The 17,838-nt window shown below is 33.4% G+C and carries 10 protein-coding genes; 4 read left to right on the top strand and 6 right to left on the bottom strand.

Going from position 1 to position 17,838, the window contains the following annotated elements; all coding sequences use genetic code 11:
* Position 1 precedes the first annotated feature (1 nt).
* The 5 genes from AC07XU_RS00575 to AC07XU_RS00595 form a co-directional block, all read right to left on the bottom strand.
* Complete coding sequence (locus tag AC07XU_RS00575) at positions 2-1,327, bottom strand: vanadium-dependent haloperoxidase (protein ID WP_494941688.1); 1,326 nt, start codon at positions 1,325-1,327, stop codon at positions 2-4.
* Positions 1,328-1,416: 89 nt separating this feature from the next.
* On the bottom strand, positions 1,417-4,659 hold the full coding sequence (locus AC07XU_RS00580; protein WP_494941689.1) for a VCBS repeat-containing protein: 3,243 nt from the start codon (positions 4,657-4,659) through the stop codon (positions 1,417-1,419).
* A complete protein-coding gene (locus AC07XU_RS00585; protein WP_494941690.1) occupies positions 4,652-7,873 on the bottom strand; it encodes a VCBS repeat-containing protein in 3,222 nt (1,073 codons plus the stop codon). The genes AC07XU_RS00580 and AC07XU_RS00585 overlap by 8 nt, the downstream gene beginning before the upstream one ends.
* Before the next feature lie 205 nt (positions 7,874-8,078).
* A complete protein-coding gene (locus tag AC07XU_RS00590; protein WP_494941691.1) occupies positions 8,079-9,605 on the bottom strand; it encodes a RagB/SusD family nutrient uptake outer membrane protein in 1,527 nt (508 codons plus the stop codon).
* Positions 9,606-9,617: 12 nt separating this feature from the next.
* Complete coding sequence (locus AC07XU_RS00595; RefSeq protein ID WP_494941692.1) at positions 9,618-12,593, bottom strand: SusC/RagA family TonB-linked outer membrane protein; 2,976 nt, start codon at positions 12,591-12,593, stop codon at positions 9,618-9,620.
* Positions 12,594-13,177: 584 nt separating this feature from the next.
* Between AC07XU_RS00595 and AC07XU_RS00600 the strand changes: the two genes are divergently transcribed.
* From AC07XU_RS00600 to AC07XU_RS00615, 4 genes are all read left to right on the top strand, one after another.
* Positions 13,178-13,714, top strand: coding sequence for a hypothetical protein (locus AC07XU_RS00600; protein ID WP_494941693.1), 537 nt, complete (start codon positions 13,178-13,180; stop codon positions 13,712-13,714).
* 155 nt (positions 13,715-13,869) lie between these two features.
* Complete coding sequence (locus AC07XU_RS00605) at positions 13,870-14,778, top strand: hypothetical protein (protein WP_494941694.1); 909 nt, start codon at positions 13,870-13,872, stop codon at positions 14,776-14,778.
* Between the two features lies 1 nt (position 14,779).
* Positions 14,780-16,318, top strand: coding sequence for a vanadium-dependent haloperoxidase (locus AC07XU_RS00610; RefSeq protein WP_494941695.1), 1,539 nt, complete (start codon positions 14,780-14,782; stop codon positions 16,316-16,318).
* 38 nt (positions 16,319-16,356) lie between these two features.
* Complete coding sequence (locus AC07XU_RS00615; RefSeq protein WP_494941696.1) at positions 16,357-17,379, top strand: LacI family DNA-binding transcriptional regulator; 1,023 nt, start codon at positions 16,357-16,359, stop codon at positions 17,377-17,379.
* Positions 17,380-17,463: 84 nt separating this feature from the next.
* Here the strand turns inward: AC07XU_RS00615 and AC07XU_RS00620 are convergent, their stop codons facing one another.
* Entirely contained in the window at positions 17,464-17,778 is a 315-nt protein-coding gene (locus AC07XU_RS00620; protein WP_494942984.1) for a DUF3467 domain-containing protein, read from the bottom strand.
* Positions 17,779-17,838: the final 60 nt, after the last annotated feature.

The following is a 17,838-nucleotide window of genomic DNA, read 5'->3' on the forward strand; positions in this document are numbered from 1 at the left end:
GTTATTTTAAAAATTTAACTCTTGAAACAATGTAATCACCAATATCTTTACCTTGCACAATTCCATTCTCTATAGCCGCCCTGTAATGGATGCCTCCATAAAATCTACTTATTGCGGCTTCTTTTGCCGCTTCTTTAAATGATTTAAATTGTCTGTCTGGAAGTCCATAAGCTTTTTCAGAATCATCTAAATAATTAAAATTCTCTCCAAAAACAGATGAAAGCAAACTTGCCGAACATGTAGAAACCACAGAATGGCCACTTGGATATTCTGGAAATGGTGGTGTTTGCAAAATTGGCATCCAGTTTTCATCAATATTTTTATTGATTACGGTTTCTGGTCTAACAACATTGCTTCTATATTTTTCATCCCAACAGCTAATAAAAGCATCAAATAAACCAATTGAAGTAACTGTATAAGCGTAAATAGTTTTTTCAAAATCTGCCTTTGCGGTTTTGCAAGCAATTTTTGTTATTCCCATCCAATGTCCACCTGGGGTAATCTTCTTTTTAGCAAACATCAAATGACCTTGGTTAACAGTTACATACGGATTGCAATCCCAAAACTGTGCAATTGCAATTTCATTTGAGCTATCACCAATTGCTCTTATTTTTTTATCTATTTGATATACTTCCATTACCTGTTTAAAAAATGGAGAGTTTTTATCGGTTGAAAATGCATAAGGAGCAGATGGTTTAAACTGAGCAGCTGAATCAAGTACCAAGGTTCTTATTTCTCTCCAATTTGGCTCAACAGCTTCAATATATGCAGGCGGAGTTGGCTGCCATCTTCCGGGTTGACTATTAAATACCGAGAATTTTGGCATTGTACGAGTTTGTTTATAATTATCCTTTGCCATCCATTTCTTTATATGATCGGCAACTTGTAATCCATAAACTTTAGAAACTTCAAATTCATGTTCATTGATCTGTTTCCAAGAACTGTATAAACTATCTCGGTATATCTCTATGTTTTCTTCTGAAAACACCAATGCTTTACTTACTTCTAAATGCGCCACCAAGGCTGCAACATTTTTATTTATACCGGTTTTTTCATCCATTATTGGAATAGAATCTAATCCATTTAACTGCTTCTGTAAACTTTTATACTTTTTGCTATGTTGAGCAATTACCTCAAATGCAGCAATATTTGGATAGGTGTAAATTCTACTTGCAACAGGTGGAGAAAAGATATCATGTATAATAATTTGAGTTACATTATCAATTGATGCCTGGTAATCTTGAGGTGTAACTACAATAGATTTTGTGTTTTTACACCCCACCGCAAGGATTGTGATTGATAAATAAATGAACTGTTTAAATTTCATATTTGGGATATAATTTTTATATCAAGTTTTTAAAAAGCGAACGCTGAAAACCATAAACAAGAAAACAATGAAAGCTAACTGTAGTTGATTTAAAGTATTTCATAAAATTGAGCAGGCTGGCTATTAATGGTTACTAAAACATATTTTTTATTGTTAATATTAACAAGATCGAGGTGTTTGACTACTTTTCTCGAAAGGTCAATTCCTATTTCATTTCCCATTAATATTGTTTTTTGATTTAAGATTAAGGCTCCAGCGAAGCTATCAAACCTACTATGATATGGTGAAACGCCAAAATAATTACCAGCGGCTAATACCATTTCGCCTTTATCTTTTTTGATTTTTGTAAATGCGGTAATTGGAGCTAGCTGCATTTTATTCTCAAATGGCACAAAGCTAAATTTGCCATTATGGTTTTTTAGATAACCAGATTGGAGGGTATGAACTTGATACAATTTTGCCTTTTGAAGTGCATTTAAACCGAAAATTTCTTCAACAGATTTGCCTGCAAAATTTTTGTAGTTATTGAATTTCTTTTTAACATAGCCGCTCAGCTGTTCGGCTAATTCATCTAACCCCATTGTGGTATAATACTTGCCATCGGTTGCAACAGTTACAATTGTTTCATAGCTGCCGTTGGTATCAAAATCATCGAAATACATTTTCATTGGGAACTCAGCTGATGCCTTAAACTTTGAATTTAAACCCCAATTTCCAAGCAAATAATCAAGGTCTCCATCTTCATCAATATCAAAAGGACAAATAGATTGCCATAAGCCATTCGTGTTTTTAGGCAACAAATCGTTGGTAACATTCACAAACTTCCCTTGTTTATTAGCAAAAAAAGTAGGCTGCATCCATTCACCAACCACAATTAAATCAGTATTTCCATCATTATTAAAATCAGTAAATACTGCATCGGTAACCATTCCTATTTTTTCAAAAACTTTACCTTGCGCCAATGTAAAAACGCCATTTTTATTATTTAACAGATAACAATCAGGCTCACTGCCAAATTTGTTGTTTCTAGAATTATTGCCGACAAAAAGATCTAAATCTCCGTCTTTATCATAATCAAACACCTTAACCACAGCTGCATTTTGCGCAATTTCTGGCAAATTGGATTTAACCAAATTGGAATTATTTTGAAAGTATAATCTAGATTGAAGATCAGCAGCGTTTTGCCCACCACCAGATGCTACAAATAAGTCATTTAATTTATCGTTGTTGAAATCACCAATTACCGCACTTGCATCTTCATAAATTGCATCTTGGATTACTCCTTTAAACTCCTTTTTAGCAAATCCATGTGGTGTTTGAAGATAAATTTGCGATGAGATTTCTTTAGCGCCTCCAAAGAAAATATCATCTTTACCATCGCCATTTAAATCGCCAATGGCAGTAGCCGGACCTCTATCACTACGTTGATAAGGTATTAGTTTTTGGTAAATAAAATCAACATAATCATTCTCTTGGTGCACAAAATCAACACCTAGGTTATTGTCTACTTTTTTAAAAAACTGTTTTGCTTGCTGATGGAATAATTTATAATCAAAGCTTTTTCTACCTTTTAATGGTTTGATTGTTAAAGTTTGATTTGCCTTTACATTTTTTAAAGTTTGGCAAGTTCTATCTGGCCAAATGATTAGTATAGAGTCTACATTTTTTTCATTTTTTAAACCAAAATGAATGATTGGCTCGGATGATGATTGAAATCCTCTTGTAGTTTGCAGTTCTTTATATTGTTGTTTGCCTTTAACATAAGCAATAACTTTTGTTCCAATTCCAAAAGTATTTTTCCCTTCAAAACTTAATTTGATTTTTAAACAATTTGATTTTTTATTGGTTTGATTGCCATAGATTGTTGCTAAACTATTTAAGTTATTTGTTACCAAATCTAAATCGCCATCATTATCTAAATCGCCATAAGCGCTTCCGTTACTAAAATTTGGATTATCCGGCAACCATGTGCTAGATCTATTGGTGAACTTTAAATCACTTCCACCTTCAAAAATGTAGTTATTTACCTTGCCTTCAGGCATCAATTTAAGTGCCTGCTTATCTAGCAATTTTGTAGAATGTAATTTAGTTTTAACCTCATTACTAGAGTAATATTTAACGTAATCTAAGTCGTTTGGTCGTTTTGGAATTCCATTTGCAACAAAAACATCTTGTTCACCATCTTGGTTAAAATCTGCAAACAGCGTACTCCAACTCCAATCTGTTGCAGCAACACCACTCATTAAGGCACACTCAACAAACTGATTACCACCTTGATTAAGCTGTAGCATATTGCGTGTATATTGAAAATGATAACCTAATTTTTCGGTTCGCATTTTCAACATTTGCACATTATCATCGCCTAATGAAGATTTAAGTACCTTTTCGTTTTCGGGCAACATATCCAGTGTCATGATATCAGGATAACTATCATGATTGACATCTGCTACATCTAAGCCCATCGAAAACCTACTTGTATGACCGAAATGTCCTTTAATATCTTCAGTAAAAGTACCGTCGCCATTATTTATGTAGTAATAATCATCTTCGTGAAAATCGTTACTCACATAAAGATCTGGATAGCCATCTTGATTAAAATCTGAAACGGCAATACCTAATCCGTAGCCATTTATACCTCCATATATTCCTGCCTTTTCGCTTACATCGGTAAATTTCCCGTTATCATTGCGAAATAATTTATCACCACATTCATAACTGCGTTTGTTTCGAATATCTTTATTGCCATAAGAAAGCTCAGAATGTACTGCATGATTTAGCAAATACATATCTAAATCTCCATCTAAATCATAATCAAAGAAGGCCGCCGAAGAACTATAATTATCTAAATCTAAGTGATATTCTGCTGCACTTTCAGTAAACGTGTTATCTCTATTATTTATAAATAACTCATTATGGCCTTCAAAGCCATTTATACCAACAACAGCACAAACGTATATATCCAAAAATCCATCACCATTAACATCGGCCATAATGGTACCGGTATTCCAATCGCTTTGTCCTTCTACGCCGGCTTTTTCGGTAATATCCTGAAATTTATTATTTCCTTTATTTAAAAAAAGTTTGTTTTTACCCTGATTAGCGCTAAAATAAATATCAACCAAGCCATCGTTATTGATATCTCCAAGCGCTACACCACCACCATTATAATAATATAGATAATCTAATATTGAAATATTTTTAGCACTATCTAACTGGTTGATGAAATTTAGGTTGGTATCTTTAACAGCTAGCTCAGTAAATAATTTTTCTTCCTTGTTATTGCAAGCCAACAATAACATACCCCCTATTAAAATTTTAAAAAATCTATTCATTGCTTTTAAAAATTTTAGGTTTGTTATTGTTTAACACCATTAAAATGTTGCTTTTTTTATTTTTGTTGGAGATGTTTTTAATTGCTTTTACTTTACCATTTACCAATACACCTGATTGATCAGCTGGGAGAAAAGTAAAATCAGCGGTTTTACTTCCTAAAAGGATAGTGCCAAAACTTGCATCAAGTCTTCCATATTGTGGTTTAAATTCATATTGATTACCACCTAAAATAAGGTCAACATTACCATCATTATTTAGGTCACTTGCCAAAATTGCATTGACTGTAGAAAACTGTGCTTCTTTAGGCAAGGCTTTGATCTTAAATTTACCATTTCCTTCATTAATAGCTACAATACTCTCCTGAATATTGGCTATCTTTCTTATAGAATTAGCAATTACTTCAGTAGAAAAAAGCTCTTGAATAGATTTTTTAGCATATGCTGAATAATTAAGATTTTTCTTTTTAATGGATGGAATTTGTTTAGCCAACTCACTTTTTAAGTGTAAAGGCATATCTTTATTATCTAAGGTTTGCGTGCCAATTTGCTCTATGGTACCATTGTTATCAAAATCGTTCACAAATAATTTCATTGGAGCACTTTTATTACACTTATAAGATGTGTTTGTTCCCTTATTGCCAAACACAAAATCTTTTTTACCATCATTATTTAAATCCACACATACAACTGCATTCCAAAAACCCATTTCGTTGTTAAGGTTTGTTTTAAATTCAGCCAACCTCCTACCTGTATTTTTCAAAATGGTTGGAGCCATCCATTCCCCAACTAAAATCAAGTCTTTTTTATTATCATTATCAACATCTTCCCAAACTGCATCCGTTACCATACCAATATCTTTAAGCTTATAAGCCATCTTTTCAGTAACATCAGTAAAATTTCCTTTTCCATCATTAGTTAATAACATTTGCTTAGGGTTAATGCCATAAACACCAGGTACACTTCTACTTCCGATAAAAACATCTGTATCTCCATCGCCATCAAAATCACATGGAGCAATTACGGCAACGTTTGTGTTGGTCGATGGAGTTTGCTGTGAAGATTTAGTAAAAATTCCCTTTCCATTATTCAGGTAAATTCGATTTAGATATGTCGCGGCATCAGCCTTTTCATTTCCACCAGAACCCACCATTAGATCTATAAAACCATCGCCATTTACATCAAAAGCAGTTGCGGCAACATCCTCATAAAGAGCATCATTAATTAGATCTTGTTGTTTGGTAGGCGTAAAGCCGGAGGCTCCTTTGTTCATATATATATTGCCTGGAAAACCTTTTGCACCACCGATAAAAACATCTTCATTTCCATCTCCATTAAAATCTGCAATAGCTATTGCTGGACCTTCTTGAGATATCATTTTAGAAACTATTCCCTCGTAATCAAAATCGATATAGTCGTTTTCTTTATGCGCCAATAATGATGTGTTTTGCTCTTTTAATAAAGGTTTAAAATTTGTTTTTTTAGGTTGATAAACCATTTTAGCATCGCCCATTCGCAATGATAATGATGTATTTAGCTTAACCTTATTAATAGTTTCGAATTTTCCATTTGGCCATATCACTTGTAGCGAGTCTACTTTCATTTTACCTAACCCAAATGTCATTGTATAATCTATCGAAGATTGAAATCCTCTTGTAGGCATTAGTTCTTGTCTAAGTATTTCTTTACCAGCAAAAACAGAAACAACTGCTCCAACTGCAAATGTATTTTTTCCTTCTCCAGTAAGCTTAACTTTAATAAAGTGGTTATCTTTTACTTTTTCTGAATTATTTCGATATATAAAAGCTGGCATATTTACATTATTTACCACTAAGTCTAAATCGCCATCATTATCTAAATCGCCGTAGGCTGAGCCATTAGAAAAACTTGGTACAGACAAGCCCCAATTTTCTGCTTTGTTGGTAAATGTTAAATTTTTATTATTCATGAAAGCATAATTGGCAACAGGTGTACTTGGCATTTTATCGATAATACTTTGCATATCGTCCTTTTTGCCAGTAATTACCATTTTTTGCAGGAGATCATTCGCGAAAAAATCAACAAAATCTTGATTGGTTAAATCGTGATAAATGCCGTTGGAAACATAAATATCTTTGTAACCATCATTATTCATATCAAAAAGGAGCGCTCCCCAACTCCAGTCTGTTTTAGCTACACCTGAAAAGTTTGCTATTTCATTAAATTTGTTTGTGCCATCATTTACCTGCAGTGTGTTTTGCATGTACTGATTGTAGAAATCTAAACTAAGTTTTCGATTGAATAGATCATAATTATCAAAGCTTGTAGTTGTTTTTAGCCTTTCATCAGGCTCTGGCAGCATGTCGGTTACAAAAATATCTGCTTTACCATCATTATTAATGTCTGCCATGTCTGCACCCATTGCCGATTGGCTGATATGAGTCGTCCAGTTTTGGATCTGTTCAGAAAAGGTACCGTTTTTATTGTTAATGTATAGATAATCGCGTTCGTAAAAATCGTTTGAAATATAAATATCAGGGTAAAGATCCCCATTTACATCGCCTACGGTAACACCTAAACCAAAGCCTATTAAGCTTCCGTAAATTCCAGATTTTTCACTTACATCAACAAACTTACCATTGTCGTTTCTCAACAATTTATCGCCGCCACCTTTTAAAATTTCTGGTACATTCCAATCTTTATCTCTTAGCTCTCTTTTATTTGAATAATTTAAACTACTCACAGGAATAAAGCTATTGTTCAAAATATAGCAGTCTAAATCACCGTCTTTATCGTAGTCAAAAAAAGCTGCATGGGTTGTGATACCAGTTTCCGACAATTGATATTCTTCTGCTTTATTTGTGAATGTTAAATTTCCATTATTAATCAATAGTTGGTTTTTCCTTTCCTTATCTATGCCATTTCCAGCATTACAAACAAAGATATCCAACAAACCATCTGCATTAATATCTACCATTACAACTCCAGTAGACCATGCCTTATCTATCACTATTCCTGATTTGACAGAGATGTCTTCAAATTTGAATTTCCCTTTATTTAAGTAGAGTTTGTTCTCTCCCTGATTTGCAGTGAAAAAAATATCTGCTAAACCATCATTGTTTATATCGCCAATTGCAACACCCCCACCATTATAGAAATTCCGGTATTTGAAAATATTCATATTTTCTTTATTAATTACCTCATTGGTGAAATTAATACCGGTTTCAGACAATTCCATTTTTGAAAATAGCGTGTCTTGGTTTTGGGTTATTTGGTTACATCCTAAAAAAATAAATCCGAGGGCAAATAACAAAGGGAACTTTATGCGCATTTTAATTTAGCTAATCTTGTGGGAAGTAAAGATGTTCAAATAATGGCAGATATGATTTAAAAACAAAGAGGGCATTTTACACCCTCTTTATTCCATTTTCAAGAAATCAGTATTAATAACCAGGGTTTTGTTTTAAGTTTTGATTAAACAACGCATCCGCTGGAATTGGATATAATAGATATTTAACATCTGAAGTAGATGGTTTTAAAGCTCTAGCGCTCAAAAATTTACCAAATCTAATCATGTCATTTCTTCTCCAACCTTCAAACCAAAGCTCTCTACCTCTTTCAGCATAAATGCCATCTAAAGTATTAGCAGGTGCAGTAGCTCCAACTCTAGTTGCAATATCACTTAAAGCTGTTCCTATTGTTCCACTACCACCTCTTAATATTGCTTCGGCTTTCATTAACAACGCATCAGAATGACGCATTAAAACGTAGTCGTTATCTGGCGCATCTAAATTGGCAGCATCAGGAATATATTTCATTCCACGAATACCTGCTGTTTCTAAAGTTGCTCCACCGGTAATTAAGGTTAATTCTGCAGTATAAACTAATGGTGCGCCATTTCTATCTTTCAATGGAGTAACACCACCTGGTGCATACATTTGGCCAATATTTAATCCTACTGGATTTCCAATGCTGCTAATAATAGCTGGTGTAGAATATTTTGCTCTCTTATCTGTAGCACTAAATGTATTATAAAATTCAGCTACCGATGTAAAACCATTCCAACCTCCAGGAGTTTGGTTATAATGCGTTCCCATTCTCCAACGAGATTGTATACCACCGCCTTCACCACCTCTTGAGTTTTTACCAGAGAAGATAATTTCGTTTGATATGTTGTTATTTGGAGAAAAATTAGCCCAATATGCATCACCCGAACCTGCCACGCCAGTTGAGTTTAAAGAGCTTGTTAATGCATCTATATTCTGTATAACTTTGGTCATATCAGCTGCTGCAAAAGTTGGTGCAGCTGCATTTGCATATACTCCTTTATTCAAATAAAGTTTAGCTAACAAAAAGCGAGCAGCATCTTTATTTGCTTTACTTGCATCTCCAGTTGTTCTGTTTGGTAAATTTGCAACAACTGCTTCCAGTTCAGCTATAGCAAAAGTCACAGCTTCATTACGTGTATAAACCTTTGGATCATCTAAAGCATTTGAACCAGCAGGTCTGTAAGGCACTTGACCATACAAATCTATCATGTAGAAAGTATAAAAAGCTCTTAAAAATCTTGCTTCTGTTACTTCGGCAGCTACAGAACTATTTTCTATCACTAAATTACAGTTGTAAATATTTGATAATAGAGAGTTCCAAGCATTTCTTATTTCTATATTATCTGGTGCCCATGTAAGGGTATGAATTTGACGCCATTTACCATTGTCATCCCAATCCCCACCTCTAGTTGGCCCTGCTAGTAAATCTGTTGACATTTCTTCTAATGCAAACATTTTATCTTGATCCATAAAGCCTCTAAGTCCATTATAGCATGAAGTTAATAATGCAGCAGTGTTAACAGACCCAGAGCTACCACTTTTGTAGGCAGCACCGTCCAACACCTGTTCATCAAGTTTTGAACAGCTCATGGCAATTACACCTACAAATAAAAAAGTTTTTATTAAGTTATTTCTTTTCATCTTGTTTAAAAATTAAAATGTAACATTAAGACCGAAGCTTACTGCTTTTGAACGAGGGTATGATAAGTAATCAATACCAGCAGAAGGCACACCGTTTAAAGTTTTATCAGTATTTACCTCAGGGTCAAATCCGCTGTAGTTGGTAAATAACAATAGGTTCTGTCCATTCACAAAGAAGCGTGCTGATTTAATTTTAAGTTTCTCTAATGCTTGACCTGTATATGTATAACCAAAAGTTAAGTTACCCATACGTAAGAAATCACCTTTTTCTAAAAACTTAGTTGAAGGCGAGTTTGGATCACCTTGAGATTGAGCTGAAGTAGCTACACTCAATGGCACGTTTCTTCCGCCTAAGTAAGCACCTTTAAAGAAATAAGCATTTGCTGTGTTGTTATACAAATAATGTCCGAATGCACCATAGAAAGAAACTGCTGCATCAAAGTTTTTATAAGACATGCTAGAAGAAAAACCTAAGTTCATTTTTGGCAATGCTTGTTTACCTACCAGCTTTTTAGAAGCTAAACTTAGGTTAACATCACTTCCTGAAGCATCAGTATAAATTGATGCGCCATTAGCCGCATAACCTTTAAAATCATACATATAATAGCTATATATTGGCTCATTATTGGTAATAACTTGAGCATTTCCATCAGTTAAACCCTGACCATGCAATGCACCTGCAAGGATAAAACCAGTGAAATCTGTCATTTTATTGCTCAAGAAAGAAGCATTAGCAGAAATATCCCAGTTAAAATCTTTGTTAGCTATAACTTTATAATTTAACGAAACTTCAACACCTGTATTAATCAAGTTTCCTTGAAGGTTAACAAATCTTGGCGATGGAGGTCCAGGTTGTTGTGAAGCAGCTGGAACTGGAAAAATAAGATCTTTAGTACTTCTTCTAAAATAATCTAATGAGCCAGTTAATTTATTATCTAACAATGCAAAATCAATACCAGCGCCTTGTGATGTAGTAGTTTCCCATTTTAAATCAGGATTTGCACTTACATCAACATTTAAAGCACCATTTAAGCCGTAGGATGCTCTACTGATTGCTTGGTTTGTTGGAAACTCTTGATTACCAGTAATACCATAAGTACCTCTGATCTTAAGTGAGTTTAATAATCCATTCTGACCCTCAACAACTTTATAACCTAATCCTAAAGCAGGGAAGTTACCGTATTTACTGTTTTCACCTAATTTAGATGATCCATCTCTACGAATAGTAGCTGTCACTAAGAATTTTTTATATAAAGTTGCATTTGCTCTTAAGAAATAAGATTGAACTTCATATCTATATCTATCAGAAGCTGATCTAAATTCATTTTGTAAACCACCCTCGATATTATCAATTAAGTTAACCTGAGCTGCATCATAGCCCCTACCACTTGAAAAACTACCTGATCCGCGATAATCATAATATGAATAACCAGCGACTGCATCAAAAACAAAATTATCAGAAAATGAATTGTTATAATTTAACGTATGCTCAAATGTTTTATTAAAACGACTGTTAGGTGCAATAGTTGCCGTACCATATTTAGGTGATGTTGCTCCAGGAGCTGTAGCTTGTGCAACACCCTGAATTTGAATGGTTGGTAACAATTCAGATTTTCTATTTGAATTTGATGTTTCAATACCAACTAAAAACTGGTAATTCAAATGACTGTTAATTTTAACAGTTGATTTTACATTTGATACAACTTTATTCGTATTTGTATAATCATTATAAGAATTTAGCAATTGTACTGGATTAATGTAAGTATCACTAATTACGTTATAAGAGCCATCTGCTTTATAAATTGGTGTTGATGGATTCCAATATAATGCCGAACCTATAACGTTACCAATATAACCTGTGTTACTAGTAATTAGAGTTGCTTTATCCTTAATGCCAGCATAATTAAACTTAGCATCAACTTTTAATATACCATCTAAAAATTCATTGCTATTACTAACAGCAAAAGTATATTTATCAAAACCAGTATTTTTAACAATTCCTTTGTTTACAGAAGAACCAAATGAAAGACGAGTACTTGATGTTTCTGAAGATTTAGAAAAAGCTACATCATGACTACTCGAGGCTCCATTTTGTAAAACAGCATCTTTCCAATCATAACTTCTGCTTCCATTATCTGAACCACCATTTGCAACAAATTCATCGGCAGTCATCATTTCTAAATTACTAGCTAAAGAACTAAAAGTAAATGAGTTACCATATTCTAGCTTCGCATCTTTAGATTTAGATTTTTTAGTAGTAATAATGATAACCCCGTTTGCTCCTCTAGAACCATATATTGCGGTAGATGACGCATCTTTTAAAATTGTCATACTTTCGATATCATTTTGATTGATAAAGTTTAATGGATTTCTTGCTGTAGAACCACCCAAGCCGATATCACTACCACCAGAAGATATATCACCACCATCTAAAGGCACACCATCAACAACAATTAAAGGGCCATTGCCTGAACGAATAGAAGAGTTACCTCTAATACGAATACTTGCAGCAGCACCTGGCTCACCACTTGTTGAGGTTACCTGTACACCAGCAATTTTACCACGCAAAATATCTGCTGGAGAAGCTGCCGCAACGTTGTCAAAGCTTTTATTATTTAATTGATCAACTGCACCTGTAGCGTCTTTCTTCTTCACGGTACCGTAACCAATAACCATTACTTCGCCTAGTTTTTGTTGATCATCTTTTAAAACAACATTAATTGTCGTTTTACCTGCAACGGCTACTTCTTGCGAAGCGTATCCTAAGTAACTAAAAACTAGGACAGCATTTTTTTGTAGATTTTTTAATGCATAATTTCCAGTCGCATCTGTTTGGACACCATTTGTGGTTCCTTTTTCTTTTACAGAAACCCCAATTAAAGGGCCTCCACTGTCTGATACTTTACCAGATACGTTTTGGGAATAAGCAAAGCCAGAAACCGCCATAAATAGCAAGGTTAAAAAGCTTTTGAGTAAACTTTTGTTCATAAATTGAGATATTTGGTTAATAGATATATTGTAACTTCTTCAAACGTATTTGATTTTTAGATATTTAAACCAAATAGTGGCAAGGAAATGTAGTTTTAGCCAACGAAAACCTTTGGGATTGATTAATGCTATCTTATTTTACTTTGATTATTATTGTTTCGTTATTAACACCTACTCCAATAATCTTCAGCTTCTTCCATTGAGTGGGTAGTAATCCTTTATTGCTTAAAATGCTTCCCCAACATGCCAAAAGAACTAGTAATTTAACTTTTGATGACCTCATATTTTTTTAATTAGAAAGCCAAAGTAGTTGTATTAATTACAATAAATTATTCGCTTCAGTTATTTCCTTTTTAATAGCTATCGAAAAGGATTTCGGCATCATATGTCTCTATTTAAAAAAATGAGAACTTATTTAATAACTTTAATTGATTGATATTATAAACGAAAACCATTTCGTTGGGGTTCATAGCATTTTTTTTAAACGATTGTACTTCGCTTAAAAACAGAACATTAGATTAGCCAGTAATCCAAATGTAAAACCTCTCTTTAGTTTGAGTTAAGGCTTAGACTAAATATTTTTGATGAAAAAGATAATAGCCTATTATTTACTTATGCAAACAGTCTGTTTACTTTTGTTAAGCAATCTGGTTATTTACTATGGCTATGAGGCAAGTATAAAAGAACAAGACTGGATTACCTCTATGCAAAATGTTCCTGATCATGCTTTTAATGTGATTAAGCTAAATGCTTCAATTTATTCATTTAGCGAAGATTCTGAAATGGAATATGTAAATAATAACGTTTCAATTGGAGGTAAAAATTATCATGTTTTTAAAAGGAAAATTAAAGATAATGTCCTCTACATTTATTATCTCAAAAACAAAAATCAGCTTAGCAAAAATCTAAAGCGACTAATAAATGATGCTGGAGCAGAAACAAAATTACCTGTAAAAAAGGTATTGAAGGCTACTATTGGTTATTTTTTAGAAATCATTTCTTATAAATCTAATACAAGCTCTTTCAAAATAGCTCATGCTTACGTTAAAAACATCGACATCGTAAAATCGCCCTTATCAGGATATAAAAATCTAGCCTACCTACCACCCAAAATTTTCTAGTTATATCAATAATTTATTGACTTATTATCACTTATATCCAAATGAGCGTAGCATGCTTATTTGAATTTTCGGGTATTACCTCAATTTGATAAATTAAATTTTATGAGGTTAGTTATTTTTTTTAATTAGCCTTTGAGCGGTTAATCACACATATAATGAAAAAAATTTTATACTTATACCTTCTCTTGGCACCATTTAATATTTGGGCACAAACTGAAATAGACGGGATAATGATGTCTAAACATAATCTATGCACAGGAATTAGATTTGATGAAAACCAATGGGATAATTATTGGGAAGGAAAATTTAAAAGGCAAAACTTAAACTTTGGAAATATACATACCCAAAAAGTTTCAATAAACGGAAATTACGGCATAACAAATAAGTTTAATTTAATGTTTAGTCTTCCATATATCAGTACAAAAGCTTCTGCCGGTACAATGAAAGGGCAACTTGGCTTGCAAGACCTATCTATTAACCTAAAATATCTAGCGTTAAATAAAAGTTTCGGCAAAAATGAGCTTGGTCTATTTGCAATTGCCGGTTTTTCAATGCCTACATCAAATTATTCAGCAGATTATATGCCATTAAACATTGGGTTGAAAAGCAAAACTGCATCTATCAGGCTGTTAGGAGATCTTCAACATGGTAAGTTATTCTTCACGCCATCGGTAGCATACATCCATCAAACAAATATTAAAATAGAAAGAACTGCCTATTTTACAACAGAGATGCATTATACTAATGAGGTTTATATGCCTAATGCAGCAATGTATAGCATCAAATCTGGCTATCGTTCATCGAGGTTAATAGCTGAGTTAAATTTTGAACAATGGAATACGAGAGGTGGCTTTGATATTACATCAAACAATATGCCTTTCCCAAGTAATAAGATGGATTTTAAAAAGGTTGGAGTATACAGCAAATATACTTTCGGTAAGCTGCCTGACCTTTCCATTTTAGCAGGTGCAAATCACATTATAAATGGCAGAAACGTAGGTCAATCGACAACTTATTTTGGCGGTTTTTTCTATGTTCTACACTTCAAACCTAAAACTATTTAAAATGAAAAATATACTTTTTATTTGTATCATAAATATTTTCTTTTGTTTGTCATGCAAAAAAGCGATAACAGAGCGCACATCAGATTATCCTCAATTAAACCCACAAAATGGCGATGAAAACGCTGGAAGTTGGAAGCCTATTTTATTAGCTAGCCCAGATGAGTTTGCTATAGATGCACCAATTGCAATAAATACTTCAACATACAAAACAGGAATAAATGAGATTAAGAGCTATCAGGCTAATTTTTCTAAAGAAAATCAAGATCTTATCAACTACTGGAGCATTGGCGGAGTTTTAAGGTGGAACCAAATTATGCAGGAATTGGTGGCAAAGCATAATCGCCCACCTTATCAAAATGAAAACGGAACCTACCCTATCCCGTTAGCTAGTAATCCATTTGCAAACCCAGAATTTCCATTTTCCAATCCTCCGTATGCGGCAAGAGCTTACGCATACTTAAGTACTGCCCAATATGATGCTTTAATAGCCACCTGGTATTACAAAAAAAAGTTTAATAGCTTACCTGCTTATGCAAATGACCCTAACATAAAAGTATTAATTCCCAAAAGTAACCTAAGCTCTTTTCCATCAGAAGATGGTGTTTTAGCTGGTGTAAGTTCAGAAATACTGAAGCTGTTATTTCCAACAGAAATCAGTTTTATCCAACAAAAGGTTGAAGAGCAGATTAAATATAAAATTATAGCTGGTATAAGCATTAGAAATGATGTTGAAGCAAGTTTTTTACTAGGTAAAAAAGTGGCGGCAAAATACATTGCTAGAGCAGCAACAGACGGAGCAGGCGCAGCTGTAGGTAACCAAACAATATGGACTTCTTTAGAAAAAAGTGCTCTAGATAGAGGTGAAATACCTTGGAAATCACTAGAAAACCCTGTGAGACCTCCAATGCTACCAATGTTTGGCAATGTTAATTCATTCTTAATTACTAGTACAGAATTTAAAGCGACAAGGCCAATACCACCTCCATCTACAAATTCTGCAATATTTTTAAAAGAGCTTAACGAAGTGAAATATTATGCAAGTAATGCAACAAAGGATCAATTAAGAACTGTTACTTTTTGGGCAGATGGGGTTGGAACTTATACCCCTCCAGGACATTGGAACGCAATTGCAATAGACTTATTTGCATATAAATCTTACAGTGAAGTTAGATGGGCCAGAAATATGGCAATACTAAATATGGCTATGTTTGATGCAGCAATATCTTGCTGGGATGCCAAATATTATTACTTTAATCCTAGACCATGTCAAGTTAATCCGCAAATTAAAACACTAACTGGAGTACCCAATTTCCCAGCCTATGTTTCTGGTCATTCTACTTTTAGTGGTGCTGCTGCATCAGTATTATCTTATATCATGCCAGAAAAATCCGAAAGTTTGGCTGCAATGGCAAACGAAGCATCTTTGTCAAGGTTATATGGAGGAATTCATTATAGAAGCGATTGCGAACAAGGTTTAAAATTAGGTAAGGATATTGCAAAGTTCACTTTGCTACGTGCAAATGGAGATGGTGCGAATTAACAAAATTTAATTAGATTTAGAGATTCACCAAATATAAAATGATGACAAAAGAGGTTACTTTAAAAGAGATAGCAGCTAAACTTGGTATTTCTATAACAACGGTTTCCAAAGCCTTAAAAAATTATAGCGATGTTAGTCCGAAGACAAAAGCTGCAGTAATTGATCTTGCAAAGCAGCTTAATTTTACGCCAAATAATTTTGCTCTTTATCTTAAATCTAACGAATCGAAAACAATTGGATTAATCATTCCCGAAATTGTACATCATTTTTTTGGAAATGTGGTTAGTGGTGTTGTTCAAACAGCAACATCAATGGGCTACTTAGTAATAGTTTTGCAGTCTAACGAATCTGTAGAATTAGAAAAGCAATACGTTAATTTATTAATAAACAAACGTGTTGATGGAATTTTAATTTCCTTGTCTAACGAATCAAATGCAGAAAATCACTTAAAGGAAATTATAAGCAAAAAAATCCCTTTGGTTCAGTTTGATAAAATTTCTAAAATGATCCCAAGCTCCAAAATTCTTATTGATGATAAGCAGGCGGCATTTAATGCGGTTGAACATTTAATACTTAAAGGATGCAGAGTAATTGCACATGTTAGAGGCCCAACTAATCCTCAAAACTCTATTGATAGGTTTTTAGGCTATAAAAAAGCTTTAGAATATTATTCTATTCCTTATGATGCTGATCTTGTTTTCACCTGTACTCATGTAGAATATGAAGAGGGTATTAAATTTGCTAACGACATTTATAGGCATCATAAAAATATTGACGGAATATTTGTTATAACAGATTTAGTAGCACTTGGAGTATTAAATGGGTTACAAGATTTAGGGGCAGATATACCAAATCAAATTAAAATTATTGGCTTTAGCAATTGGTTTATATCAAGTATTAGTAAACCAAAACTAAGCACCATTGATCAACCTGGTTTTGAAATGGGCATACAAGCAGTAAATCTGCTTTTGGATGAGATAAACGCAAAGAAAGAGAAGATGGATTATACACTAAAAACTGTTATTTTAAACACACAAATAGTAGAAAGAGAAACTACTTAACTACGTATTATCGCAATAAAGAGTTTAATAAGCTGTGGTAAATGTTAAATCATTTAACACAGCTTAATATTAGAAGACGAGATACTAGGCCTGAGCTGTTGGTCCACCAAAATTCATTGGAAAACCTGGAGGTTCATCTTGAGTTTTAATTTTACCATGCGCCATCTCAAACTTTTCTATATTATCTTGCATTGCATGTAATAAACGCTTAGCATGTTCTGGTGTTAATATAATTCTTGATTTTACCTTTGCCTTTGGTACACCAGGCATTACCCTGATAAAATCTAATACAAATTCAGTATTAGAATGAGTAATGATCGCTAAATTAGAAAAAACGCCTTCAGCAATTTCTTCAGATAATTCTATATTGATTTGATTTTCGTTCTGTTGCTCTTCCATAATATCCAAAAGTATAAAAAGCATTTTTAAATTTTCGAAATCTAACCATAAAATCTATAA

The sequence above is a fragment of the Pedobacter sp. GW456-11-11-14-TSB4 genome, from assembly GCF_059424425.1.